At 61.1% G+C, this 23,094-nt stretch carries 23 protein-coding genes; 8 read left to right on the top strand and 15 right to left on the bottom strand.

Annotated elements, in window-relative coordinates:
* Positions 1-13 precede the first annotated feature (13 nt).
* On the top strand, positions 14-1,573 hold the full coding sequence (locus ACIOWL_RS04515; RefSeq protein WP_400382119.1) for a long-chain fatty acid--CoA ligase: 1,560 nt from the start codon (positions 14-16) through the stop codon (positions 1,571-1,573).
* Positions 1,574-1,581: 8 nt separating this feature from the next.
* On the opposite strand, the gene ACIOWL_RS04510 is transcribed toward ACIOWL_RS04515, so the two are convergent.
* From ACIOWL_RS04510 to ACIOWL_RS04485, 6 genes are all read right to left on the bottom strand, one after another.
* Positions 1,582-2,376, bottom strand: coding sequence for an enoyl-CoA hydratase/isomerase family protein (locus ACIOWL_RS04510; RefSeq protein WP_400382117.1), 795 nt, complete (start codon positions 2,374-2,376; stop codon positions 1,582-1,584).
* Positions 2,377-2,653: 277 nt separating this feature from the next.
* Positions 2,654-3,649, bottom strand: a complete 996-nt coding sequence (gene yjfF / locus ACIOWL_RS04505; RefSeq protein WP_400382115.1) for a galactofuranose ABC transporter, permease protein YjfF — start codon at positions 3,647-3,649, stop codon at positions 2,654-2,656.
* A complete protein-coding gene (locus tag ACIOWL_RS04500) occupies positions 3,646-4,668 on the bottom strand; it encodes an ABC transporter permease (protein WP_400382113.1) in 1,023 nt (340 codons plus the stop codon). The genes yjfF and ACIOWL_RS04500 overlap by 4 nt, the downstream gene beginning before the upstream one ends.
* Positions 4,665-6,245 (bottom strand): sugar ABC transporter ATP-binding protein, encoded by a 1,581-nt coding sequence (locus ACIOWL_RS04495; RefSeq protein ID WP_400382112.1) that lies wholly within the window; start codon positions 6,243-6,245, stop codon positions 4,665-4,667. Before ACIOWL_RS04495 ends, ACIOWL_RS04500 begins: the two co-directional genes overlap by 4 nt.
* 90 nt (positions 6,246-6,335) lie before the next feature.
* Positions 6,336-7,328 (bottom strand): ABC transporter substrate-binding protein, encoded by a 993-nt coding sequence (locus ACIOWL_RS04490; RefSeq protein ID WP_400382110.1) that lies wholly within the window; start codon positions 7,326-7,328, stop codon positions 6,336-6,338.
* Positions 7,329-7,589: 261 nt separating this feature from the next.
* Positions 7,590-8,660 (bottom strand): LacI family DNA-binding transcriptional regulator, encoded by a 1,071-nt coding sequence (locus ACIOWL_RS04485; protein WP_400382108.1) that lies wholly within the window; start codon positions 8,658-8,660, stop codon positions 7,590-7,592.
* A 143-nt stretch (positions 8,661-8,803) separates the two neighbouring features.
* On the opposite strand from ACIOWL_RS04485, the gene ACIOWL_RS04480 reads away from it, so the two are divergent.
* A complete protein-coding gene (locus tag ACIOWL_RS04480) occupies positions 8,804-8,959 on the top strand; it encodes a hypothetical protein (RefSeq protein ID WP_400382107.1) in 156 nt (51 codons plus the stop codon).
* A 73-nt stretch (positions 8,960-9,032) separates the two neighbouring features.
* A complete protein-coding gene (locus ACIOWL_RS04475; protein ID WP_400382105.1) occupies positions 9,033-9,533 on the top strand; it encodes a DUF456 domain-containing protein in 501 nt (166 codons plus the stop codon).
* Here the strand turns inward: ACIOWL_RS04475 and ACIOWL_RS04470 are convergent.
* From ACIOWL_RS04470 to ACIOWL_RS04455, 4 genes are read right to left on the bottom strand one after another with little or no spacing between them, the layout of a single operon-like run.
* Positions 9,530-10,135 (bottom strand): response regulator transcription factor, encoded by a 606-nt coding sequence (locus ACIOWL_RS04470; RefSeq protein WP_400382103.1) that lies wholly within the window; start codon positions 10,133-10,135, stop codon positions 9,530-9,532. The two genes, ACIOWL_RS04475 and ACIOWL_RS04470, sit on opposite strands and share 4 nt — an antisense overlap.
* Positions 10,132-11,286, bottom strand: coding sequence for a sensor histidine kinase (locus ACIOWL_RS04465; protein WP_400382098.1), 1,155 nt, complete (start codon positions 11,284-11,286; stop codon positions 10,132-10,134). Before ACIOWL_RS04465 ends, ACIOWL_RS04470 begins: the two co-directional genes overlap by 4 nt.
* On the bottom strand, positions 11,283-12,038 hold the full coding sequence (locus ACIOWL_RS04460) for an ABC transporter permease (RefSeq protein ID WP_400382091.1): 756 nt from the start codon (positions 12,036-12,038) through the stop codon (positions 11,283-11,285). Before ACIOWL_RS04460 ends, ACIOWL_RS04465 begins: the two co-directional genes overlap by 4 nt.
* Entirely contained in the window at positions 12,035-12,952 is a 918-nt protein-coding gene (locus ACIOWL_RS04455; protein WP_400382089.1) for an ABC transporter ATP-binding protein, read from the bottom strand. Before ACIOWL_RS04455 ends, ACIOWL_RS04460 begins: the two co-directional genes overlap by 4 nt.
* A gap of 313 nt (positions 12,953-13,265) precedes the next feature.
* Here ACIOWL_RS04455 and ACIOWL_RS04450 point away from each other — a divergent pair, with 313 nt between their 5' ends.
* Positions 13,266-13,991, top strand: a complete 726-nt coding sequence (locus ACIOWL_RS04450) for a DedA family protein (RefSeq protein WP_400382087.1) — start codon at positions 13,266-13,268, stop codon at positions 13,989-13,991.
* A 5-nt stretch (positions 13,992-13,996) separates the two neighbouring features.
* Here the strand turns inward: ACIOWL_RS04450 and ACIOWL_RS04445 are convergent, their stop codons facing one another.
* Complete coding sequence (locus tag ACIOWL_RS04445) at positions 13,997-14,353, bottom strand: DUF2695 domain-containing protein (RefSeq protein ID WP_400382085.1); 357 nt, start codon at positions 14,351-14,353, stop codon at positions 13,997-13,999.
* A gap of 237 nt (positions 14,354-14,590) precedes the next feature.
* Between ACIOWL_RS04445 and ACIOWL_RS04440 the strand changes: the two genes are divergently transcribed.
* The 3 genes from ACIOWL_RS04440 to ACIOWL_RS04430 all read left to right on the top strand — a co-directional run bounded on the left by ACIOWL_RS04440 (position 14,591) and on the right by ACIOWL_RS04430 (position 18,279).
* Positions 14,591-15,370 carry a LuxR C-terminal-related transcriptional regulator gene (locus ACIOWL_RS04440; protein WP_400382083.1) on the top strand — a complete coding sequence of 260 codons (780 nt, stop codon included), beginning with the start codon at positions 14,591-14,593 and terminating at the stop codon, positions 15,368-15,370.
* Positions 15,371-15,493: 123 nt separating this feature from the next.
* Positions 15,494-16,948 carry an aminopeptidase P N-terminal domain-containing protein gene (locus ACIOWL_RS04435; RefSeq protein WP_400382082.1) on the top strand — a complete coding sequence of 485 codons (1,455 nt, stop codon included), beginning with the start codon at positions 15,494-15,496 and terminating at the stop codon, positions 16,946-16,948.
* Positions 16,945-18,279: an alpha/beta fold hydrolase gene (locus ACIOWL_RS04430; RefSeq protein WP_400382080.1), complete on the top strand. Its 1,335-nt coding sequence runs from the start codon at positions 16,945-16,947 to the stop codon at positions 18,277-18,279. Before ACIOWL_RS04435 ends, ACIOWL_RS04430 begins: the two co-directional genes overlap by 4 nt.
* Positions 18,280-18,569: 290 nt before the next feature.
* On the opposite strand, the gene ACIOWL_RS04425 is transcribed toward ACIOWL_RS04430, so the two are convergent.
* Together ACIOWL_RS04425 and ACIOWL_RS04420 are read right to left on the bottom strand one after the other, a co-directional pair.
* A complete protein-coding gene (locus ACIOWL_RS04425) occupies positions 18,570-19,772 on the bottom strand; it encodes a pyridoxal phosphate-dependent aminotransferase (RefSeq protein ID WP_400382078.1) in 1,203 nt (400 codons plus the stop codon).
* Positions 19,772-20,257 (bottom strand): carboxymuconolactone decarboxylase family protein, encoded by a 486-nt coding sequence (locus ACIOWL_RS04420; RefSeq protein ID WP_400382076.1) that lies wholly within the window; start codon positions 20,255-20,257, stop codon positions 19,772-19,774. Before ACIOWL_RS04420 ends, ACIOWL_RS04425 begins: the two co-directional genes overlap by 1 nt.
* Before the next feature lie 513 nt (positions 20,258-20,770).
* Between ACIOWL_RS04420 and ACIOWL_RS04415 the strand changes: the two genes are divergently transcribed.
* Positions 20,771-21,289: a hypothetical protein gene (locus tag ACIOWL_RS04415; protein WP_400382074.1), complete on the top strand. Its 519-nt coding sequence runs from the start codon at positions 20,771-20,773 to the stop codon at positions 21,287-21,289.
* Here the strand turns inward: ACIOWL_RS04415 and ACIOWL_RS04410 are convergent.
* Both ACIOWL_RS04410 and rlmN read right to left on the bottom strand, forming a co-directional pair.
* Positions 21,286-21,561 (bottom strand): hypothetical protein, encoded by a 276-nt coding sequence (locus ACIOWL_RS04410; protein WP_400382072.1) that lies wholly within the window; start codon positions 21,559-21,561, stop codon positions 21,286-21,288. The genes ACIOWL_RS04415 and ACIOWL_RS04410 overlap by 4 nt on opposite strands.
* A gap of 66 nt (positions 21,562-21,627) precedes the next feature.
* Positions 21,628-22,926 (bottom strand): 23S rRNA (adenine(2503)-C(2))-methyltransferase RlmN, encoded by a 1,299-nt coding sequence (rlmN, locus tag ACIOWL_RS04405; RefSeq protein WP_400382070.1) that lies wholly within the window; start codon positions 22,924-22,926, stop codon positions 21,628-21,630.
* Between the last annotated feature and the right edge of the window lie 168 nt (positions 22,927-23,094).

The raw sequence follows: 23,094 nt of genomic DNA, 5'->3' as shown, positions 1-23,094 counted from the left end.
CCGGGAGTTCTTCATGCTTTCTTCCTCGTCCAACCTCACCATGTCGGTTGCGTCAATCCCGGCCGAAGGCGCCGCCCGGCATGGCGACCTGAATGCCATCACCGTCAACGGACAGAGCACCAGCTACCGGCAGCTGTGGGATGAGACCCGCGCCTACGCCGGAGCGCTGCGCGATCAGGGAATCGGCGAATCCGACCGGGTTGCGGTGCTGATCCCCAACGTCACGGATTTCGCCCGCGTGTACTACGCGATCCTTTCACTCGGCGCCGTGGTGGTGCCGATCCATGCGCTGCTCAAACGCAACGAAATCTCCTATGTCCTGGATGATTCGCAAGCCAGCCTGCTGGTTTGCGCCGCCCCGCTGCTGGGTGAGGGTGCGGCCGGCGCCGCGCTGGCCGGTATCCCGACGCTCAGTGTGCTGGCTGACGCCGAGCATGAGAGCACTCGCCTGGAAGACCTCGCAGCCAAGGCCGATCCCATCTCCAGTTACCTGCCCCGGCGCCCGGAGGACATCGCGACCATTCTCTACACCTCCGGCACCACCGGCAAACCCAAGGGCGCGCTGGGAACCCACGTGGCTCTGCTGGAACAGGCCAACACCCTGCTGCTGGACACCATCGACATCCGCCGGGGCGACAAGATTTTCGGCGGACTGCCGCTATTCCACACCTTCGGGCAGACCACGGTACTCAATACCGGATTGCGTATTGGCGCGGAAATCATGTTGTTGCCCAAGTTCACCGCCGAAGGTGCACTTGAAATGTTGCTGGATGAAGACATCGACCTCTTTTTTGGGGTTCCCACCATGTATGTTGCACTGCTGGAAGCCGGCAAGCAACGCCAGGGTAAACCCTCCAACCTGAGATTCGGGGTCTCCGGCGGCGCATCGCTGCCACTGTCGGTTCTCACGGCATTCGAAGAACGTTTTGGTGTTCCAATCTATGAGGGATACGGCCTGACCGAAACCTCGCCGGTGGCCTGCTTCAACCACGTGGGCCGCACCCCGCGCCCCGGCACCATCGGCACCCCGGTGTGGGGTGTCGAGGTGGAAATCGCCGACCCCGCCTACCCGGATGAAATCCGGATGCTGCCCCGCGGAGAGATCGGGGAGTTGGTGGTGCGCGGCCACAACCTGTTCGCCGGATACCTCAACCGCCCGGAAGCCACCGCCCAGGCAGTGGTTGACGGCTGGTTCCGCACCGGAGATCTGGGGACCAAGGACGAGGATGACTACCTGCGCATCCTCGACCGCACCAAGGACATGATCCTGCGCAACGGCTACAACGTCTACCCGCGCGAGGTCGAAGAGGTGCTGATCAGCCACCCGGAAATCTCAAATGCCGCGGTGTACGGTGTTCCGCACGACACCCACGGACAGGAGATCGCCGCGGCGATCACCCTGGAAGCCGGGTCAATGCTGGATGCCCCAACCATCATCGCGTGGGCCAGTGAGCAAATGGCGGCTTACAAGTATCCACGCCATGTCGATATTGTGTTGCAGTTTCCCTTGGGTCCCAGCGGCAAAATCCTCAAACGCGAGCTGGTGGCCCAATACGCCAAACCCGGCGACTAACCTTTGGGTCATTGGTACCGAGGCACCCGGCGTTCAAGGAACGCTTGGCGCCCTTCGGCAAGCTGCGGGTTTTCGCCATTCTCGTCCCAGAGATTTGCCCACCATAACTCATGCTCCACGTCGGTTTGTGCTCGCCCGAACCTGCCGATTGCCTCCCGGGTACGGGTAATGGAGTAGGGCGAGTTGCCCTTCAGGGCGCCAAGCAGCGCCGCCAGTTCCTCATCCAAGCTCGCGGAGGGGAACATTCTGGTGAACATTCCCCAACTCAACGCCTCGGAGGCGGGGATGCGCGCGCCCGAATACAGCAGGTACTTGGCGCGGCTCTCACCGACCGTGCGCACCAGGCGCTCAATGCCCGGGCGAGGGAAAACCAAACCGATTTTGGCCGGGGTGATTGCCAACTTCACCTCGTCGCTGGCAAATTGGATCTCGCAGGCCGAGGCCAGCTGCCAGGCACCGCCAAAACAGTTGCCTTCCACCACGGCAATGGTGGTTTGCGGGCATCCGGTCAGCGCACGGTCCACGAGGTCGAAATGGTTCATCAAGGCCCCGTCGGCATCCCTGTCAAAGAGCACCCGGTCCATTTGATCAATCGCAATCCCGGCACAGAAATTTCCGCCGGCACCACGAAGAACGATCACCTTCACCTCGCTCTGCGTCGACAAATCCGTCAGGATCTCGACCAGTTGCAGACACATGTTTCTGGTCAGCGCGTTGAACTGGCGCTGATTCTCCAGCACCAGTGTTGCGGTGCCATCCTGGATCTGGACGCTCACCCGCCCCTTGTCATCCGAGTCCATCATTTCCCTTCGTGCTCGCCAGCGACCAGGCCGCCCTGTGGGAGCTGGACCGCTGCGCGATCTTCCCTGCTCCACCTTGCAATCTATCGCGTGGCAGGTTCCAGGCACCAGAGGCAGTTTTCCCGCCGGTGAGAGCGCAGGACGCAGATTCAGCCGGTCCCCACCCTGCCCGCTTGGACTCCCGGGTTCTTCCCGCCAAGCTTGGTGGCCATACAAAAGGCCCCCGGCACCAGGTTTGGTCCTGATGCCGGAGGCCCCTTGCCCTCCAACACTGTTGCCGCTAGGTTCTTCGCAGGGACAGCACCCGCTGCAGAATGACAAAAATCAAAAGCAGCACACCGATCACGATCTTGGTCCACCAGGAACTCAGCGTCCCCTCGAAGGTGATAATCGTTTGGATCAGTCCAAGAACCATCACACCCACCACGGAGCCCAGCACAAAACCGGTGCCGCCAACCAGCAGCGTCCCGCCAATGACCACCGCGGCGATTGCATCCAATTCCATGCCCACACCGGTCAGCGCGTAACCGGAGCGGGAGAACATGGCGAAGAGGATGCCGGCCAACGAGGCGCAGGTTCCGGAAATAACGTACACGAGCACCTTGGTGCGCGGCACCCGCAAACCCATCAGGGTGGCGGACTGTTCACCGCCGCCTACCGCATACACGGTGCGGCCAAAACGGGTGCGGTGCAGCACCCACCACGCACCGGCCACCACCAGCAGCGCGATCACCACCGCGGCGGTGATCCGCCACCGTCCCAGCGACAGGCTCCAGTTCGTCAGGGAAATAAACGCCTCGTTGCGGATTGGCACGGATTCCGGAGCGAAGATGAAACACAGGCCGCGAGCCAAGAACATGCCCGCCAGGGTCGCCACAAACGGCTGCACCTCGAAGTACTGGATCATCACCCCCATCCCCAGGCCGATCACCGAGCCGGCCAGCAACGCCACCGGCAACACAATAGCCAGCGAGATCCCCGCCTCCAAGAGGGTCGCGGTAATGACCGAGGACAGCGCCAGCACCGCGCCGACCGACAGGTCGATGCCGCCGGTGAGGATCACAAAGGTCATCCCGGTGGCCAGCACAATCAGGTGCGCGTTGTTGATGAAGAGGTTGGAGATCACGGCGGGAGACAAGAAGTTGTCATACCGCACACCGCCAATGACCAGCATCAGCAGGAAAACAATCACGGTGCCCAGCACCGGCAGGTAGCGCCGATCTATGGAGAAACGTCGCTTCGCGCTACTCGCCACGGTAGTTATTGCGGTGCTCATGCGTTGACCTCCTGGTAACGGCGGCGCTCACGCAGCCCCGCCAGCATTGCGCGCAGGCGTGTGGACATCATCAGCGTCACAGCAATCACGACGATGGCCTTGAAAAGCGAGGTGACCAGCGGGGAAACACCCAATACAGTCACTGTCAGGCTCAGGGTGGTAATGATCAGCACACCGACCAGGGTGCCCGAGAGGTTGAACTTGCCGCCGGCCAGCGAGGTTCCGCCGATCACCACCGCCAGGATGGCATCCAGCTCGATAAACAGGCCGGCGTTGTTCGCGTCGGCGGCCATGGTGTTGGCCGCGAAAATCAGGCCGGCCAACCCGGAGAGCACCCCGCACAGCGCGTACACGGTGAAGATCAGGGTCTTGGATTTCACCCCGGCCAGCCGGCTGGCTTCCGGGTTGATGCCCACGGCCTCAAGCAGCATTCCCAACGCGGTGCGGCGCACCAGCACCGCCACCACCAGGTACACACCGTAGGCGATGATCGCCGCCACCGGCAGCCCCAGCAGGAATCCGGAGGCCAGGGTGGCAAAGGGTGCACTGGTGACGGTGGTGATCTGGCCGTTGGTGATCAGCATGGCCACCCCGCGCCCGGCGGTCATCAGGATCAGCGTGGCGATGATCGGCTGGATCCCGAAATTCGCCACCAGCATGCCGTTGAAGCTTCCCAGCACCAGGCACAGTCCCAAGGCCACCACAATGGCACCCAACGCGGTGCCCACCGATCCGGGGTTATCGGAACTGGCAATGAAGGTCAGCGCGACCGCCCCGGAGATGGCCACGATGGCACCCACGGACAGGTCGATGCCGCGGGTTGCGATCACCAGGGTCATGCCCAGGGAGACCAGCAGCAGCGGGGAGCTGTTGCGCAGGATGTCGATCGGGGCGCCGAACAGGTGGCCGTCCAGCACGGTGATCCCCAAGATGTCCGGGCGCTTGATGGTGCAGCCCAGCAGCAAGGCGGCCAAGGCGACCAACGGCCAGAACAGTCGGTGTTTGTAGATGCGGGTCATTTGTTTTCTTCCCCGGTGGCGATGATTTCGATCAGGCGTGGCACGTCCACGTCTGGGGTACTTGGAATTTCAGCGACCTTGCTGTGATCGCGCATCACAACGATGCGGTCAGAGAGGCGAAGCACCTCCTCCAACTCGGCGGAGATGAAAACCACGGACATTCCCTGCTCGGCCAATTCGGAGACCAGGTTCATGATTTCGGTTTTCGCGCCGATGTCGATGCCGCGGGTCGGCTCATCCAGCAGCAGCAGCTTCGGTGCGGTGGCCAGCCAGCGGGCCAGCAGCACCTTTTGCTGGTTGCCTCCGGAGAGGTTCTTCAGCAGCGCCTGGGGGTTGGCCGGGCGCACCCCCAAGGCCTTGATGTAGGCGTCGACAATCTGCGTGGCCTTGGCCTCGGGCAGCGGACGGGTCCACCCGCGGGCCGCCTGCAGGCCCAGGATGATGTTCTCCGCGACCGTCAGGTCGCCCACCACCCCTTCGCCCTTGCGGTCTTCGGAGGTATAAGCAATTTTCTGGCCCAGCGCCTGGCGCGGGGTGCGCAGCTTCACCGGTTTGCCGTTCAGCGTGGTGCTTCCCGCGTCGGCCTTGTCCGCCCCGTAGAGCAGGCGTGCCAGTTCGGTACGCCCGGAGCCCAGCAGGCCCGCCATCCCGATGACTTCCCCGGGATACAGGTCCAGGTTGAACGGTTGCACCGCGCCCTTGCGCCCCAGGCCCACCGCCTGCAGCAACGGCTTGGCATCGGCAGGGCGCTCGGTGGCGGCGGGACGTTCATGGGCCTGGCCCACCTGGGCGTCGGAAGTTCCGGCGATCATCAGCGAGACCAGTTCGCGCTGCGGCAGATCGTCCTTGAGCCTCTCCTGGACCAGTTCGCCGTTGCGCAGCACCGTGATGCGATCCGAAATGGCGTAGATCTGGTCGAGGAAGTGGGAGACAAACAGAATCGCCACACCGTCCTCGCGCAGTTGGCGCATCACCCGGAAGAGCTGCTCCACCTCATCGGTATCCAGGGACGAGGTCGGCTCATCCAGGATCAGCACCTTGGCATCAACCACCATGGCGCGGCTGATGGCCACCAGCTGCTGGACCGCCAGCGAGTGCGAACCCAGCGAGCTTCCCGGGTCGATGTCCAGGCCCATGCGCTTGAGGAACACCGTTGCCTGGCGGCGCATGGTGCGCCAGTCCAGACCGCCGAATCGCCGCGGTTCGTTGCCGAGCATGATGTTTTCCGCGACGGTCAGATTGGTGCACAGGTTGACTTCCTGATACACCGTGGAAATCCCGTGTTCGCGGGCGTTGGCCGGGCCGCTGAACCGGATGGAGTTCCCGTTGACCGTGATGTTGCCGGCGGCAATGGGGTTCACCCCGGTCAGCGCCTTGATCAGGGTGGATTTGCCGGCGCCGTTCTCGCCCATCAGGGCGTGGACCTCGCCGGGGAACAGCCGGAAGTCGACCGAGTCCAGCGCCTTGACGCCGGGAAATTCCACGGTGATGCCGGTCATCTGCAGGACGGGCGGTTGCGGGTGGGGTTCAGCCGGGCCCGACTGGGTGGGCTGCTGCGCAGGTGTTGATGCAATCATTGGCTTGCCTCTGGGTGATGCGTGATGTGCCACGGGATGATGGGTCGGCGGGCGGGAAATCCGCCCGCCGACCCGAGGTTCCGGATACGTTTAGTACTTGCGATCCGGCAGGGCCGCTACGGCTTCTTCCTGGGTGAAGGCGGCGTCTTCGACAACGATGCGCTTCTCCACGGATTCACCGGCGACAACCTTCTTGGCGATCTCTGCCAGGTCCTCGCCCAGCAGCGGGTTGCACTCGACGATGTAGTTGATCTTGCCGTCGGCCAGGGCCTGCATGCCGTCCTTCACCGCGTCGATGGTGACGATCTTGATGTCCTCGCCCGGCTTCTTGCCAGCGGCCTCGATGGCTTCGATGGCACCCAGGCCCATGTCGTCGTTGTGAGCGAAGACCAGGTCGATGTCGTCATGCGAGTTCAGGAAACCTTCCATGACCTGCTTGCCGCCGGCACGGGTGAAGTCACCGGTCTGCGAATCGATGATCTCGATGTCGCTTCCGGCGATCGCGGTGGCGAAACCTTCCTTGCGGTCGATCGCCGGGGCGGAGCCGGTGGTTCCCTGCAGCTCCACGACCTTCAGGCCCTCGTCCTTGAAGTTCTCCGCCACCCAGGCACCGGCGCGCTCGCCCTCTTCAACGAAGTCCGAGCCGATGAACGAGGCGTAGAGCGAGTCATCCGTGGTGTCTACCGCACGGTCGGTGAGCACCACCGGGATGTTGGCGGATTTGGCTTCCTGCAGCACCGCATCCCAGCCGGTTTCAACCACCGGGGAGAAGGCCAGCACGTCAACGCCCTGGGCGATGTAGGAGCGCAGTGCCTGGATCTGGTTTTCCTGCTTCTGCTGGGCGTCGGAGAAGCTGAGCTTGAAGCCGTTGGCTTCGGTCAGGGTGTCCTGGATGTCCTTGGTGTTGGCTGCGCGCCAGCCGGACTCGGCGCCTACCTGGGAGAAGCCAATGGTGATGGTCTCCGAGCCGGAACCTTCGGCCGCGGGTTCGTTGGCGTCGCCGCCCGAGCAGGCGCTGAGGGCTGCCATCGCCGCAACGGAGAGAGTGGCAAGGCCTGCGCGCAGAAAGGTATTTCGCTTCATTGAGATGTCCTCCTCATAGGTCCCCACCGGCTGTCGAGTGAATGTTGCCCGGTGCTGGGATACTGTGTCAGTGCTCACAATGTTAGCGCTAACATTTTGGGGTGTGAAGAGGGTACGAGAATTTTCTTTTTTATTTCTTCGGGGCCAGCCGTTTGTGAACTGGATTCTCAAATTGCCGTTTTACGTGCTTCAACAAAAAATCGGCCGGGATCGCGGCCAGCGGAACACCGGTGAATTCGGCCTAGGAGCCAAGCGTGGATCCTAGCGGCGGCGCGGCGCGGCGCAGCTTCCGCGCACCACCAGTTCGGGCGCCAGGACGGCTTCAAACCTGCCTGGCTTAGGCGCTGCCCCTGCCTGGACCTCCGCCAGAGCTTCCATGGCCGCCTGCCCTAAGAGTTCAAATGGCTGACGCACGGTGCTGATTGACGGAACAAAAAACGCCGAGCTTTCCACGTCGTCAAAACCGATGACCGATACATCTTCCGGCACCCGCAGGCCGCGTTCCCAGAAGGCCCGCAGCAGTCCTTGGGCAATGTAGTCATTGGCCGCGAAGATAGCCGTCGGCCCCTGCCCGGAGAGGATTTCATCCGCATGCTCCAGACCCACCGCGTAGCCGTGGGCGGCGGCCCAGCCATCGGCTCGGTACTCCAATGCTTGAAGTCCCGGCCGATCCATCAACCGGCGGAATTCGGCCAGTCGCTCCGAGGCGTCAATCCACGTGCTCAAACCGGAAACGTGGGCAATGCGTTGATGGCCCAAGGCAATGAGGTGTTCCACCGCAAGGCGTGTGCCGGCGCACTGATCCACGCAGACATAGCGCAGCTTCCCGGTAGGGGTGGCCTGCGGGTTGGCGGCGGCAATCACCAGAGGAATGTTCAGCGCCGCTCGTTCGACGAACTCGGCGACATCCACCAGCGGTGCAACCACGATAATCCCGTCCACACCCTGGTCAACCAGAAGTCCCAGGGCGGCCTGGGCCGCCCCGGACTCGGCGGATTCCAGCGAGCTGACGGAAACAAAATAACCCCGCGAACGCGCCGCGGCTTCAACGGCCAAGACCGTGCTTGACGGACCGAAGTGGGCGTTGCCGATGGTCAAGATTCCGATGGTGCTCGACCGTGCGGTGGCCAGCGCATGGGCTGCGCGGTTGCGCCGGTAGCCCAGTTCGTCGATCACCTGCTGGACCCGTTCCCGGGTCGAGGTGCGCACCCGCTCCGGGGTGTTCAACACCCGGGAAACCGTCTGGTGGGACACACCCGCCCGGGCTGCGACATCAGACATGGAGGGCGGACGCCGGCCATGGTTTTCGACAGAGTCAAGGGCGGAGGTCATTCGACCATTATCACAGAGGAATCAGCCGGCAACCTCTCGGAGCAGAAATCGCTACCCCACGAACCAGAACACACCAATGGCCCCACCGGCACGTTGCACCTTGTTAGACTGGATAAAACACCATGCTGCAAGGGGAAAAGCCGATGGATTCTAAGATTCGCGCCCGCTGCGCTTCCTGCCGCACGGCCCTGCGCCGTTCAGAGGACGGTGCATGGTTTGGGCCTGCGGGTTATGCGCTGTGTTCGGCATGCCGTTTCCAAGAGCACCGAATCACCGCTGAAAACACCCCGGAGAGTTAACACCCGCCACCTGGCTCCTATCAGATTCTCCGGATGACACCTCGAAGGCGTGGCTCCGTGCGAGACTGGGCAGGTGGATCTTCAGATTGTGTACACAATAATTGCCGGCCTGCTGCTGGTGGTCGCGGCTCTCGGCACCATCTTTCCGGTGCTTCCAGGCTCGCTTCTGGCCATCGGAACCCTGCTCGCGTGGGGTTGGCTGTTGGGAAGCGCCGCCTCGTGGTGGGCCGCCGCCCTGGGCATGATGTTGGCGTTGCTGGGTTTCTCCGCCTCCGCGGTGCTCACCGGGCGCAAACTCAAGGAACACTCAATTCCCACCGGCTCCGTGCTCATTGCCCTGATCGGTGCCATCGCCGGGGCGTTCCTGATCCCGGTGGTTGGCTTGTTCCTGGGATTCGCCGTGGGATTGTTCCTCGGCGAGGCGGTGCGGCGACGCGAAACCTCCGGGGCTTTGGAGTCCTCCTGGGCAGCATTAAAGGCGATGGGGCTGGGTATCGTGATCGAGCTGGGTTGTGTCCTGCTTGCGGCCTCGGTGTGGGTGGTGGGTGTGGTGGTGCACTTTTCGACCCGCTAGATCCAGCCCATTTCCCGTGCCAGGCGGGCCGCCTCAATCCGGTTTGAGGTGTTGGTTTTGCCAATGGCATTGGACAGGTGATTGCGCACCGTACCAGCGGAAAGATGCAAGGTTGCCGCGATCTGCGACACCGGTCCCCCGCCGGCGGCGAGCGCCAAGATTTCGCGTTCGCGGTCGGTCAACGGGTTGGCCTGGGTTTCCACGCTGAGCATGGCCCGCTCCGGGTCCACCACCTTGCCCCCTGAAAACACCCGGCGAATAGCCGACACCAACTCAGCGGGCGGCGAATCCTTCACCAAAAACCCGCTGGCCCCGGCCTCGAACGCCTGGCGGAAATACCCGGGACGGTCAAAGGTGGTCACAATCAGCACCTTCACCTCCGGGTGGCTACGTCGTAGAAGTTCTGCGGTTCGCAAACCGTCCATGCGCGGCATCTGGACATCGAGCAGCGCCACCTCGGCCCCGCTGCTGTCCAACGCTCCGGCCACCTCGTCGCCGTCGGCGCATTCGGCGACCACCTGGATATCGTCTTCCAGGTTCAACAGTGCCGCCAAGGCGCCGCGCACCAGATGCTGGTCATCTGCGATCAGCACCTTGATCATGAATCCCCGTTTCCTGCTGTGAAAGTGACCTGCACCGTGGTTCCGCCCAGTTTGGATGCTCCCACTGTACAGTTGGCGCCGAACAATCTGGCGCGTTCTTGCATGCCGCGGATTCCGTGCCCGCTCTCCCCGCCTTGAATCCCATCCCCGTCATCATCAATGCTCACCCCGTGGGCACCCAGACGGATGACCACCGAGCCAGCGTGCGCATGACGCAACACGTTGGTTACCGCTTCGCGCAGGATCCACGCGACGTGCGACCGCCAGGCGACGGGGATCTCGTCCACCAAACCCAGCACCGTGAAGTCCAACGTGTTATCCGTGCAGGCCTGGTGCAGTTCGGCTAGCTCCGCGGTGAGGTCCTGCCTGCTTAACCCGTGCACCGTGGTTCGCACCGAGTCCAGTGCGGTGACCGCCAGTTCGCTGAGCTGTTCCAGTTCGCTGCGGGCCTGGGTGTATTTGCCGGCGTCCATGAGCCGCAAGGCAAGCTGCGCCTTGAGATTCAGCGCGGTCAACGAATGGCCGATTCCGTCGTGGACATCGCGGGCCATCCGCTCCTGTTCAGCCACCACCAGGTAGTCCGCCCGGATCTTTTCAGAGGTCACCGACCGGGTAATCGCCGCCACCGTGATGGCGTACACCACCATCAGCACCAGGTTCAGGCCGATCAGGAAGAGCAGATCAACAAACTCGCCGTAGATGATCGGCAACAGGAAACTCAGCACCGCAACGACGCTGTAGGTGGCGATGGTGTAGCGCTTGGTCAGCAGGAAGGCGGAGTAGGAGGTCAAAAAGGGAAACATCCCAATGACGGTTAACCCGATCACCGGCAGACCGGCCAACACGATGGCCCATAGAATCAGGAAGTACACATGGGCCCGCACGTCCGTGGTGCCGCCTTCACCCACCACTCGGCTGTACACGGAGTAGGCCCGCAGATACACCCCGGCAAACACCGCCACCAGGATCAACCCAATGATCCTGGTGGGCAGCGAATAATCCTCCAACAGCAGATCCAGCACGGGGAAGATCAGGAAAATGATCCACACCCCGGCAACCAGCCAGCCCCATTTATCCCAAAACGCGGTGCCGTCATCAACCTCGCATCGGGCCTGGTTCATGGCGCTCTGTCCGGTTTCTGCCGTATTCACTGACGTGCCTTGGCCTTTCGGGTTGCGATGACGGCGAAGACCGCGAAGATCAATGCCCATGCCACCACACTAGTCACTGGCATCCATAAAGGATCCGGTGCCATCTCGGCTCCAGCAGGAATATTGTGCAATAGCGGGTAGCGAGCCAACGCGACATAACCGTACATCGGGGTGAACCGCGCAGCATCCAACATACCGCCTTCCAGCGGCATGAATACGTTGCCGAAGAAGGCGAAAAACACCATCAGGCCCGAGGCCAAGCCCAGCGCGGATTCAGATTTGAAAACCATACCCACACCAATGCCGTAACAGGCGAAAATCATGGCGCCAATCAAGATGATCAGATAGCTGACAACCCAAATCCATCCCTCGGTGACCTGTGCTCCGGTGGCCGCGCCCAAGGCGAAAACCAGTGCGGCAGAGGCGGCGGCCACGGTGGCCGCGACAATCATCTTGCTGGTGACAAAGGATGCGGAAGACATTTTGGTCAGGGCAATCTGTCGGCCCCAGCCCTGCATGGTTTCGGTTGCGACCGTTCCGGCGATGGCCACGGTGCTCACCGCAGCTCCGTAGGCGGCCATCGAGACCATCAGGTAGAACTTGACGTTGCCGCCGCCGACTTCGGCGTCGGTGTAACTGGGAATGTTGCCGAAGAGGAAGTACATGGCCGCCGGGAGCAGCAGGGCGAAGATCAGGTTGTAGCCGTCGCGGAAGTGCCGGGCGAATTCCACACGAATATAGGTGGCGATCATGATGCGTCCTCGGTCAGTTGGATGAATGCGTCTTCCAGGCTCGGGGCGGAGATTTCAAGGTCCCAGGCCCCCAGCTCGGTGAGCAGGTTTTGGGCGAAACGGTCCGAATCCGAACAGGTGAAGGAAATTCGTTGGCCGTTGCGTTCGGTGATGTTCACCGAGGTGTCGAAGTCAGCGGCCTGCACGATCGCCTGTTCGGTGGGGAAGGTGGCGCTGACGGTGCGCCCGGAGATCAGCTTGCGAAGTTCCGCTGTTGCCCCGTCTGCCACGATTTGCCCGTGGCTCATCAATACGGTGCGTTCGGCGAAGTTTTGCGCTTCTTCCAGGTAGTGGGTTGCGAAAATGATCGTGCGGCCGCCGGAAGCTTCGGTGCGCATGTTCTCCCAGAAGTCACGGCGGGCCATGACGTCCATTCCGGCGGTGGGCTCGTCAAGAATGAGCACATCTGGGTTCGGGAGCAACGCCAATGCGAACTTGATCCGTTGCTGTTCACCGCCCGAGCACTTCCCGACCCGGCGTTTGGCAATGCCCATCAGCCCGGTACGTTGCATCACCTGCTCAACTCGTTCGGCCCTCCCGTGCATGGTGGCAATGACGGTGACGGTTTCGCGAACGGTCATATCCCGCAGCAAGCCGCCGGTCTGGAGGACCGCGGAGACTCGTCCGGAAGCCACCGCACGGTGCGGGCTGAGGCCCAGAATCTCAACCGTGCCGCTGCTGGGTTGGGTTAATCCCAGGATCATGTCCACGGTGGTTGTTTTTCCTGCACCGTTGGGGCCGAGCAAGGCGACAATTTGCCCGGTACCAATCTTGAGGTCGATTCCGCGCACGGCTTCGACCTTGGTCCGCGGTGTTGTAAATGTCTTGTGCAGACCCGTCAGCGATACAGCATCGGTTCGGTTCAACGTTTCCATGCTCCAAGTCTTCGCGAAAAACTGCCTGTCGCGAAGAGCGGAATGTCATGACTTGGACATGACCGTTGTCATGGTTCACACCAGCTAAAGTAGTTGGCTATTTTCAACCGTCTGGATTGAAGCGCTCCATCAGATGTGAGCTTGGCTACTGTCGATGCATGACTTCTCAGCGTCACAACAAAGTTCACACAGTTCCCAGTTCCACAGTCTTTACCGGTCAGCCCGGCCATCACCGCCTAAAATCTTCAATTTTCCGCCGTGATCTGCAACTATGCACGGGCAAACTCACAGCGAAATCCCGTAGGCTTCTACCGTGCTAGATCATTCTTCATTTCTTTCGATTGTGACCGATTTAGGGACGCCCACCGTGGGTGCCGCGTTCCTGCCTGACTGGCTGAACCCGGCAGTGTTCCTCAACGATCCGGCACTGGGTCCTTGGGTCCTGCTTCTGGTGTGCGGTATCGTCTTCGCGGAAACCGGCCTGCTGGTCGGGTTTTTCCTTCCCGGGGATTCGATGCTGTTTACCGTCGGCATGCTTATTGCCACGGGCACCATCCACATCCCGCTGTGGCTGTTTGCGCTGTGCATTTTTATCTGCGCATTCGCCGGCGACCAAACCGGATACATCATCGGACGAAAGTCCGGTCCAGCGATCTTCAAGAAACCCGACTCCCGGTTCTTCTCGCAGAAGAATGTCGAGCACGCTCACAGCTTCTTCGAACGTTTCGGCGGCCGCGCGGTGATCCTGGCTCGCTTTGTCCCGGTGGTTCGCACCTTTGTTCCGGTCATCGCCGGCGTGGCCAAGATGAACCACAAAACATTTATCATGTTCAACCTCATCGGCGCCCTGCTGTGGGGTGTGGGTGTGACCTTGCTGGGATTCTGGCTTGGACAGTTCAGCTGGATCGAGAAGAACATCGACCTGATCTTCATCCTGATCGTGCTGATCTCCGTGATCCCCATCGGTGTTGAACTGCTCAAGGCTTTTATGTCTGGCAAGAAAAACAAATCTAGCTCCACCACGACCCTGGAAGACTAGGCTATCTAAGCACTTCGGGTGCGGAACTGACCTCCGCCCCATTGCACGCCGCGGCGCATCAACCACTGTTCGCAGGGTTGAATGCTGCCGCGGCGTGTTCCTTTACAGATGATATCCAGCCCTTCCTCCATGGCGGCTTCGACTTCCTCGGTGTGCGGGCGAAAGGCATTCATCAAGACTTCGCAGTCGCAGTTGCCTCCCAACAATCTGGCCTTGCGTTCAAGCGCAGTAGCTCTCGGGGCTGAATAATCACGATAGTGGGTGAGCGCCTCGGTGCTGCGTGAGCAGCCCAGGGTGTTGCCCATGCGGTAGAGATAACAGGCCAGGCATTCGTGGTCGACGGGGTTCGGCAGTGATGACATTGATTTTCCTCGATTCAGCGTTGCGTCTCTGGCCATCCACAACGACCAGCTAGACCCACTGTCATCCACCCGCCGGCGTGCAGCAGGAGTTTGCCACGAACTGTGGACAACCAGGCTTGGGTACAACGAGTTCCAGATCCGGTTCAGTGATAATGTGCAATGATTCAACTGTCCCTGCGTCGGGAATACTGGCGCCTGTTTTCCTGCCATTTCACATATTTAGAGGTTGTTCACCCCATGGATGCCGACGCACTCACGTCAATTTCTGAGCAGTTGGCCGCGCTGGCAGAACAGATGCGACGGCACACGGACCCGGTGAATGGAGCGCAGTTCACCCACGATGGGTTCTCGATGCGGATGATCTATTCGCGTCAGGATCTGCTCGACACCTTCAACGATTTCCAGGACCGAGCGGTTCATTCGATTGATGCGCTTGACCGTGGTGGCCGGCCAGCGCACTCGGACCCGCAGTCCAAATCCCAGCCTGCCGCGCTCGCGCGCGGGGTGCGTTTCAGGGTTGTTTATGATCCGTTGGTTTTTGCGCGCGGAGATCTCACCCGCGCGATGTTGGACTCGGTGCGCCAAGGCGAAGAAGCAAGGGTCTCCACCAACGTTTCAACCCGGTTGCTGATCCGTGACCGGGAAGAATTCATCATCCATTCCTCCGAGAACTCAACCGCTTCGCACCTTGCCATCCAGCTCACCTCTGGGGCACTGGCCGATTTCATCAACGATCTTTTCTCCAAGATCTGGGACACGGCCGTCCGCGTGAGCAATCGAAAATTTGAATCAGGCAAGCTGCTGGAAGACGACGAAATCCAGATCCTGCGCTTATTGGCGGCCGGGCAAAAGGATGAGGCGGTGGCCCGAGCCCTCGGTGTCAGCGTCCGTACCGTGCAGCGCAAAGTCCAAAGTCTGCAGCGGAGTTTTGGGGCCGCCAGCAGATTCCAGCTGGGAGCCATCAGTGCACAGCACCTGATGGTTGAACGCGGTGGCAAGGCATCGACGGCAGATTAACGACGTGTCGGTTTTACGACACCGTTTGATGCCGTGGTGCCACGGCTTCCGTGAAAAGCTTTAAAGGCGCAGCCCTCGGATTGCGCCTTCCAGCCGTTCTCGTTTCACAGGAGCCCCGAATCGATGAGTGAGAAACTCCCCCGGTCAATGCCGATCCCGCAGCACAGTCAGCCGAGAATTCCACGGCTCGCCGACAGCCAGCCGTTCGTCGACTTCATGGCCAAGGGTTGGGACTCACCCCAACTGACAGCTCCGGTTGATTCAGCGGCCACCCAGGCCGCCGCGAACCACCGGGAGAATCTCTCCCAGGCATTCACTGGCCAGGGAATCATGGTCTTCGCCGGACAGGCCCCGGTACGTGCCAATGACAATTTCCATGAGTTCCGCGCCAACTCGGATTTTATGTACCTGATCAACGCCCAGATTGAGACTGCGGTATTGCTTGGGCACCCGACTACCGACGGGCACGACTTCGAATTGTTCATCCCGGTGCCCTTTGCCCCGGGGACCGCTGACTTTTTCTCCAATGCAATCCACGGCGAGTTGTGGGTCGGTCCCAGCCACAAACCACTTGATTGGCAGCGCGCACTGGGCATCCCGGTGCGTCCCATCCAGGAACTCGAATCAGCGGTACGTTCCGGCCATTTCCATGCCGCCGGCGCCGTGAATGCCACCGAGCTGGGCACGCTAAATGCCCAAGATTCCCCTTCCCTGAAACGGGTTCTCTCCCAGCTGCGGATGGTCAAGGATGCGTGGGAAATTGCCGAGCTTCGGGCCTCGGTGAACCACACCATTGATGGTTTCGCTCAGGTGCTCAACGAAATTCCACACGCCATCCGTTTCGGGGGCGAGCGCTGGCTTCAGGGCACCTTCGACAGGGTCGCCCGCACCTACGGCAACGGCCCCGGCTACGCGACCATTATTGGCGCCGGCATCCACGCACCCACCTTGCATTGGACCCGGTGCGATGGTCCGGTCAGCGAGGATCAGCTGTTGCTGCTGGATATGGGTGTGGAAGAGCGCTCCTGCTACACCGCGGATGTCACCCGCACCTTCCCGGTGGCCGGCACCTTTACCGAGGCTCAGCGCCAGGTCCACGACCTGGTGGAAAAGTCACACCGGGCCGGTCTCGCGGCCTTGGCCCCCGGCAAGGCCTACAGCGACTTCCATTTCGCTTGCATGGAGGAAATCGCCAAGGGCCTGCACGATTGGGGACTACTGCCGGTCTCCGTGGACGAAGCACTGTCCCCCACCGGCCAGCATCACCGCCGCTGGTTGGTCTGCGGGGTGGGCCACCACCTGGGACTGGATGTGCACGACTGCTCGCACTCGCACTACGAGGACTACCAGGGCGCGTTGCTCCAGGAGAACATGGTGCTCACCGTGGAACCAGGCCTCTACTTCCATGCACACGACACCATGGTGCCGCCGGAACTGCGCGGCCTGGGTGTGCGCATCGAGGACGACCTGCTGATCACCGCCACCGGCTATGAGAACCTCTCCGCCGAGCTGCCCTTGGATGCCGCTGGTCTGGAACGCTGGATGGCGCAGGCCATGAACCCGGCGGTGCGCGCATGAGCCCGCTGAGCCACACGGTACAGCAGCTGGGGAGTACACCCAGGCTGCTTGAGACTTACGTGGCGGGCGGCCGACGCTACCGCGACTACGTCCTTGAGGTCCCGCTGGATTGGAACGCACCGCAGGGGGCCAGCATCCAGCTGTTTTACCGAGAAATGGTGCTGGCTCATCTGGACCGCCAGCAATTGCCGTTGATGGTTTACCTGCAAGGCGGACCCGGCGGTACCGGGCCGCGCCCGGTCGGCGGGTCGGACCGCCTCTCCGTAGCTCTTGAACGCTACCGGGTGATCCTCATGGACCAACGTGGCACCGGCCGCTCCACCCCGGTCACCACTCAGGTCATCTCCCAATTCCCCGACGGCCAAAGCGGCGCCGCCTATTTGGAGAACTTCCGTGCGGACTCGATTGTGGCCGATGCCGAGGCAATCCGGACCCGCGGTTATCACGGCCGTCGATGGGCCACGTTGGGCCAAAGCTACGGCGGGTTCTTAACCCTCACGTATCTGAGCTACTTTGACGACGCGCTGAGCGCCTGCTTCATCACCGGTGGTTTGCCAAGCCTTCAGCCCAGCGCCGCCGGCGTCTATGACCGAACCATCCGCCGGGTGCGGGCGAAAAACGAGCAGTTCTACCGGCTCTATCCGCAGGACCGTGCACGCGCTGCCGCGTTGGCCCGGACGCTGGCCGAGCGCGAAGTGCTGCTGCCCGATGGAGATCAGTTCACCGTGCGCCGGCTTCAGTCGTTGGGCATCGATTTCGGCATGGGACCGGGTTTTGAACGCTTGCACTGGCTGTTAGAACTGTCCGGCGACGGCACCCAGCTAAGCGATGCGTTGCTCCAGGAAGTTCAATCGCGCACCAATTTCGCCAGCAACCCGCTGTTCGCAGTGCTGCAGGAGGACATTTACGGTCACGATTCAAACGGCGCCAGCGCCTTTGCGGCTCAAACGGAGTTGGAGCAACATCCAGACTTCGCCACAAACGCGGAGACCTTGTTGTTCTCCGGGGAAATGATGTTCCGTTGGACCTTTGAAGAAACCAGGCTGCTGCGCGCCTTTATCCCTGCCGTTGAGGTACTGGCCGCGCGCAGCACCCACCGGCCGATCTATAACGTTGAGAAGCTCGCGTCCAACAAGGTGCCGATAGCCGCTGCTGTCTACCACGACGACATGTATGTGGATGCAGGCCTGTCCCTGGACACCGCGAAGAAGGTCGGCAGCCTGCAGGCTTGGGTGACCAACGAATACGAGCACGACGGGATCAATGACCCCGCGGTGTTGCGTCGGCTCTTCAGTATGGTTGATGAGACAGGTGGCCCACTGGAGGGCTAGAAGCTTGCAGCACAGCTTCGATGTTGCCTTGGAGCACGAGTCTAGATTCCTCAAGAGTGTTCCCCACCCAACTACACATAAGGCACGCACGTTTCATTCTCTGAACGAATCCGTGGGTGGGACCCCCGTCGGTGGAACTGGTTCATGAACGCGCCGTAGGCATAAACATGTCCAAGCGAGACGCCAAAGTCGCCATCAGAATCCCGGGCAGACGAACGAACGCCTTCACTCCCTCGCACTTGTTATGGGTGAATATCGCGAAGTCGCTCGTGGCTGCTTAACAACCCCGTTCACGATGCGGTTTCCGGCAATACCTGATGCAAAAACTCCTCGACACGATCCAATGCTTCAGCCACCCGTTCATACCCTGCAGCGAAAGATAGACGGATAAACACATGCCCCTTGAACGGGTCGAAGTCTCCGCCCGGAGTCAGTGCCACATGAGCATGTTCCAGCACCTGCGCGCAGTACTCACTGGCAGTTCCGAACCGTTCAAGTACACGTTCGCTAAGCCGCCCGTAAAGGTAAAACGCACCGTCTGCTGGCGCTGCCTGCGCAATACCCAGCTTGCTGAAGTTGGCCAATACCAGTTCACGCGTCCTCGCGAATTCTGCGACCCGCTGTTCAGCTTCTGCGATGCTTGACGGCTCGAAGGCCGCCAGCGCGGCTCGCTGAGCCGGTGCGGGGGCGCAGAGCGCCAGGTTAGAAGCCAAGGCATCCACCACAGAAACCATGTCGTCCGGGACAATCATCCAACCCAGACGCCAGCCGGTCATGCCCCAGTACTTGGAGAAAGAAGAAACCACCATCGAAGAGCGGGAGAACTCCCACGAGGTGTGTCCCCTGCGTTCGGGCGCAAACTCGATGCCGTGATAGATTTCGTCGCTGATCAACCGGACACCGTGGGCCTGGCACCAGCTGCACAGTTCCTGGAGTTCGTCGGCACTGAACATCGCGCCGGTTGGGTTGTTCGGCGAGGCGATCACCAGGCCATCTAGTTTTCCATGCTCGACCAATGCCTGTTCAAGAATCTGCACCGTCGGCTGGAAACGCTCGGCCTCACCGGTGGGAAGATCAACTATCTTTAGGCCCAGCGCACCGAGAATGTTCGCGTAGGCGGGATACCCGGGCCGAGCCAGCGCCACCACATCCCCAGCGTCAAAAGCGGCGAGGAAAGCCAGCTGAAAGGCTCCCGAAGATCCCGTGGTCATCACGAAGTTCCGAGCCGGGATCTGGACTGAGTACCGTTCCAGGTAGTGCGCCGACAATGCATCCCGGATCTCGGTCAGGCCAGCGGTCGGGGTATACCCGAAGTCCGCATTCTGCGTATGCAGTTGAGCGGCCAGCTGGTTGACCGCAGCGGGCGCCCCGCCACCGGGTTCACCGACGCACAGTGAAATCACGTCGCGGCCAGCCGCACGCAGGTGCGCCACCTCCTGCACAATCTGCATCACTTCAAACGGCGGCACCTGTCCGCGCTGGGAAACCTTCACTACTTTGCGCCTTCTGCCAGGGTGCGCTCCTTGACCGGATGCCGGGACAATACGGAGATGCGGTTGAATGCATTCATGGCCACGGCAATCCATTGGATGGCCGCCACTTGCTCATCTGAGAACACCAGCCGGGCGGAAGCTACCGCCGCGATTCGTTCCTCGGGTGCGGGCAGATTGGTCGCAGCCTCGGCGATGGCCAGCGCCGCGCATTCTTGCTCATCGAATAAACCACCGCATTCATTCCACGTGGACAGCAAGTTGATACGCTGCATGGTTTCCCCGGCGCTCAGTGCTTTCCGGGCGTGCAGGTCCAGGCAATAGGCGCAGCCGTTGATCTGTGAAACACGCAGGTTCACCAGTTCCGTCAGCCGATCGCTAATACCAGCGGCCCGAACCGAGGTACTCAGCTGATTGGCGAACTTGCCAATCGAGTTCCACAACTCAGGATTGGATTTATCAAGGAACAGAGGATCTGAGACAGCCATATCTGAACCATACCGCCCGCCGCTGACTTCGCAAAAGACACCCCCGGAAGGAGCGAAGGGCCCGACATGCGTACTCGTAAATTGAGCATAGGCAACGACGAACCCTTATTCCGCATGGCATAAAGACAGAGGCGGCACAAAACAAATTATCACGGCATGGTGATTCACAGAATCCCTGGAGAACGATAACAACGCTTCAACAACCCTGATTGATGACGGCATTCCTCGCCCGGCTGCTGTGGGCAACAGCAGCGTACGATCCGAGAAGATCGCGCGGTCAACCAACGCAACGCCAGTTACTGGACCAATTCTTTGTTGCCATGTAGGCTGCGACGCTGATCTACCAGAAAACGCGGGTATCCAATTCGCTTCCTTCGAGACGCTCGCCTGCATCCTGCAATGATTGCCCGAAGGCTCCCTCTACTGGTCAGCAGAAATCTCGCTTAGAATACCGGCATGCTCCGGTGACGCTTCAGCAACGTGCAACGAACCGGCTGGTGGTGAGGTGGCGAGATGCAGATTCAAACGTGTGGTCAGCTGGATTCGAAAGACCTGATCCAGCTGTGCGATTTCATGCGTGAAAACATCTCCGCGTTGAGCCTCACGCCATGGTCCACCGCTATCCTCGGCCTGCTCACTGGATTGGCAATCACGTGGGTGACCGTGCTGGGCAACCGTAGGGCACAACGTACCGAGCGTCGGAACACCGCCCAACTCTCCGCGCTGATCGCCGTGCAAGATGTGGCCTTGAAGTTACGCAACAAGTGGAGCGAACATCTGGATCATTTACAGTCGGGGACCACCATGCCGGACCCGTTTCCGGCGCTCGCGCAAGCATCGCTCCAAGGAGAATTCAGCACCGCGGCTAGTCGCATCGACAACACCGAGCTGCGCGAGAACTATGCCCGATGGGAAAAATACGCGGAACTTTTCTTCAATGATTCGGGCACGATTCAGGGGTTCGAGGAGCAGCAGCTCTGGGACCGCGCGTTGGTGTTATCTGGGAAGAACATCCGCTGGATCGATTCCTAGTCCAGCGGTTGCACCTTGATCTGCACATCGTGGCTCAGCCCGGCAGCCCGAATGGATTCCTGCCATTCGGGGCTGCCGCCGAGCACCTCAAAGTGCACAATGTTCTTGTTGCGTAGCTCCGTGGTGAGCTGGCTGGCAAAGGCATCGGTGTTGACAACCATCCAGCGCCCGTCCAGCACCACCGGTTCATCGGCCTTGACGCTATCCGCCCAGACAAGGTCTTTGGCCACGTCGCGGGAGACGGCAATCCGCGGAAGCCGAATCGTGCTCATGAGCGTTACTCCCCACTGTTTTGGTCTTAGCCAAAGTATAGGCGCGTGAGACCCGAGCAGCGGATGTTATTTGTCGCCGTCGGCGGCCAGCTGGCCGCAGGCACCATCGATTTCCTTGCCGCGGGTATCACGCAGTGTGGTGGGCACACCCAGCTCATCAAGCCGGCGCACGAACTTGCTGGTGATATCCGGTTCGCTCCGCGTCCAGATGGAACCCGGCACCGGGTTCAACGGAATCGGGTTCACGTGGACCCAACCACGACCGCGGGCATTAAGTTTTTTGGCCAGCATTTCTGCACGCCACTCGTGGTCGTTCATGTCCTTGATCAATGCGTACTCAATGGAGACGCGGCGCCCGGTTTTCACGTAGTAGTCGTACGCGGCATCCAGTGCTTCGTCGACCTTCCAACGCGAGTTCACCGGGATCAGCTCGTCGCGCAGCTCATCATCCGGAGCATGCAGCGACAGCGCAAAGGTCACCGGGATGTTCTCATCCGCGAGTTTGCGGATGGCTGGGACCAGTCCGACGGTGGAGACGGTGATGCCGCGGGCGCTCATCGCCAGGCCCTCGGGTGCCTCGGCGACCATACGGTGCACGGCGTTCATGACTCGTTTGTAGTTGGCCAGCGGCTCGCCCATACCCATGAACACGATGTTGCCCACGCGCTCATCGGGGTGCTTTTGTCCGCCCAAGCCGCCTTCTGCGATAACCCGGTTGGCCTGGACAATCTGATCCAGAATCTCAGCGGTGGACATGTTGCGGGTCAGGCCCGCCTGCCCGGTGGCGCAGAACGGGCAGTTCATTCCGCAGCCGCACTGCGAGGAGATGCACAGGGTGATGCGGTTCGGGTAGCGCATCAGCACCGATTCAACCAGCGAACCGTCGAACAGGCGCCAGAGGAACTTGACGGTTTTGCCATCATCGGTGGTCAGCCGCTTGACCTCGGTCAGCAGCTTCGGGAACATCGCATCGACCAGTTCCTCGCGGCGTTCCTTGGGAAGGTCGCTCATCTTGGCCGGGTCGGTGGTGTAGTGCTGGAAGTAGTGCACGGATAGCTGCTTGGCGCGGAACGCCGGCAATCCAAGTTCTTTGAGTTTCGCCTGGCGTTCAGCCAAGCTCAAGTCGGCTAAGTGCACCGGCGGCTGGGAGACGCGGCGTTTGGCGGAGAACTGCAGCTCCGGACGTCCGTCGGAGCCCATTTCCTGTTTCCAACCTTCGGCGGTGGGAATCACCTGGGCGCGGCCTTCAGCCGCGGCTCGCGAGGTGGAGATGCGCAGTTGCTGGGCGCGTTGGGCTGCGGCTTGCTCAAGTCGCAGGGCCTTGCGCTCGTCAGCGGAAAGTGTGGTGGGGTTGCTCGAAGTCATCACCATCTATTGTTTCACGTAATTGTTGGGGATACGCGGTGAGTTTGGGCACGCGCTCCTGTTACACCCAAGGCCAGCCGCCGAGGCACCAGAAATCTCTGCGTCCAGCTGTGGAGCTCATGTAGCCGCGATCAAACCTGCGCACACGTTGCTCGCTCCGCGCCATGC

The sequence above is a fragment of the Glutamicibacter sp. NPDC087344 genome (assembly GCF_044744225.1).
GTDB lineage: Bacteria > Actinomycetota > Actinomycetes > Actinomycetales > Micrococcaceae > Glutamicibacter.
Note: the sequence above shows the minus strand (reverse complement) of the source record. Positions and strands in the feature narration are given on the sequence as shown.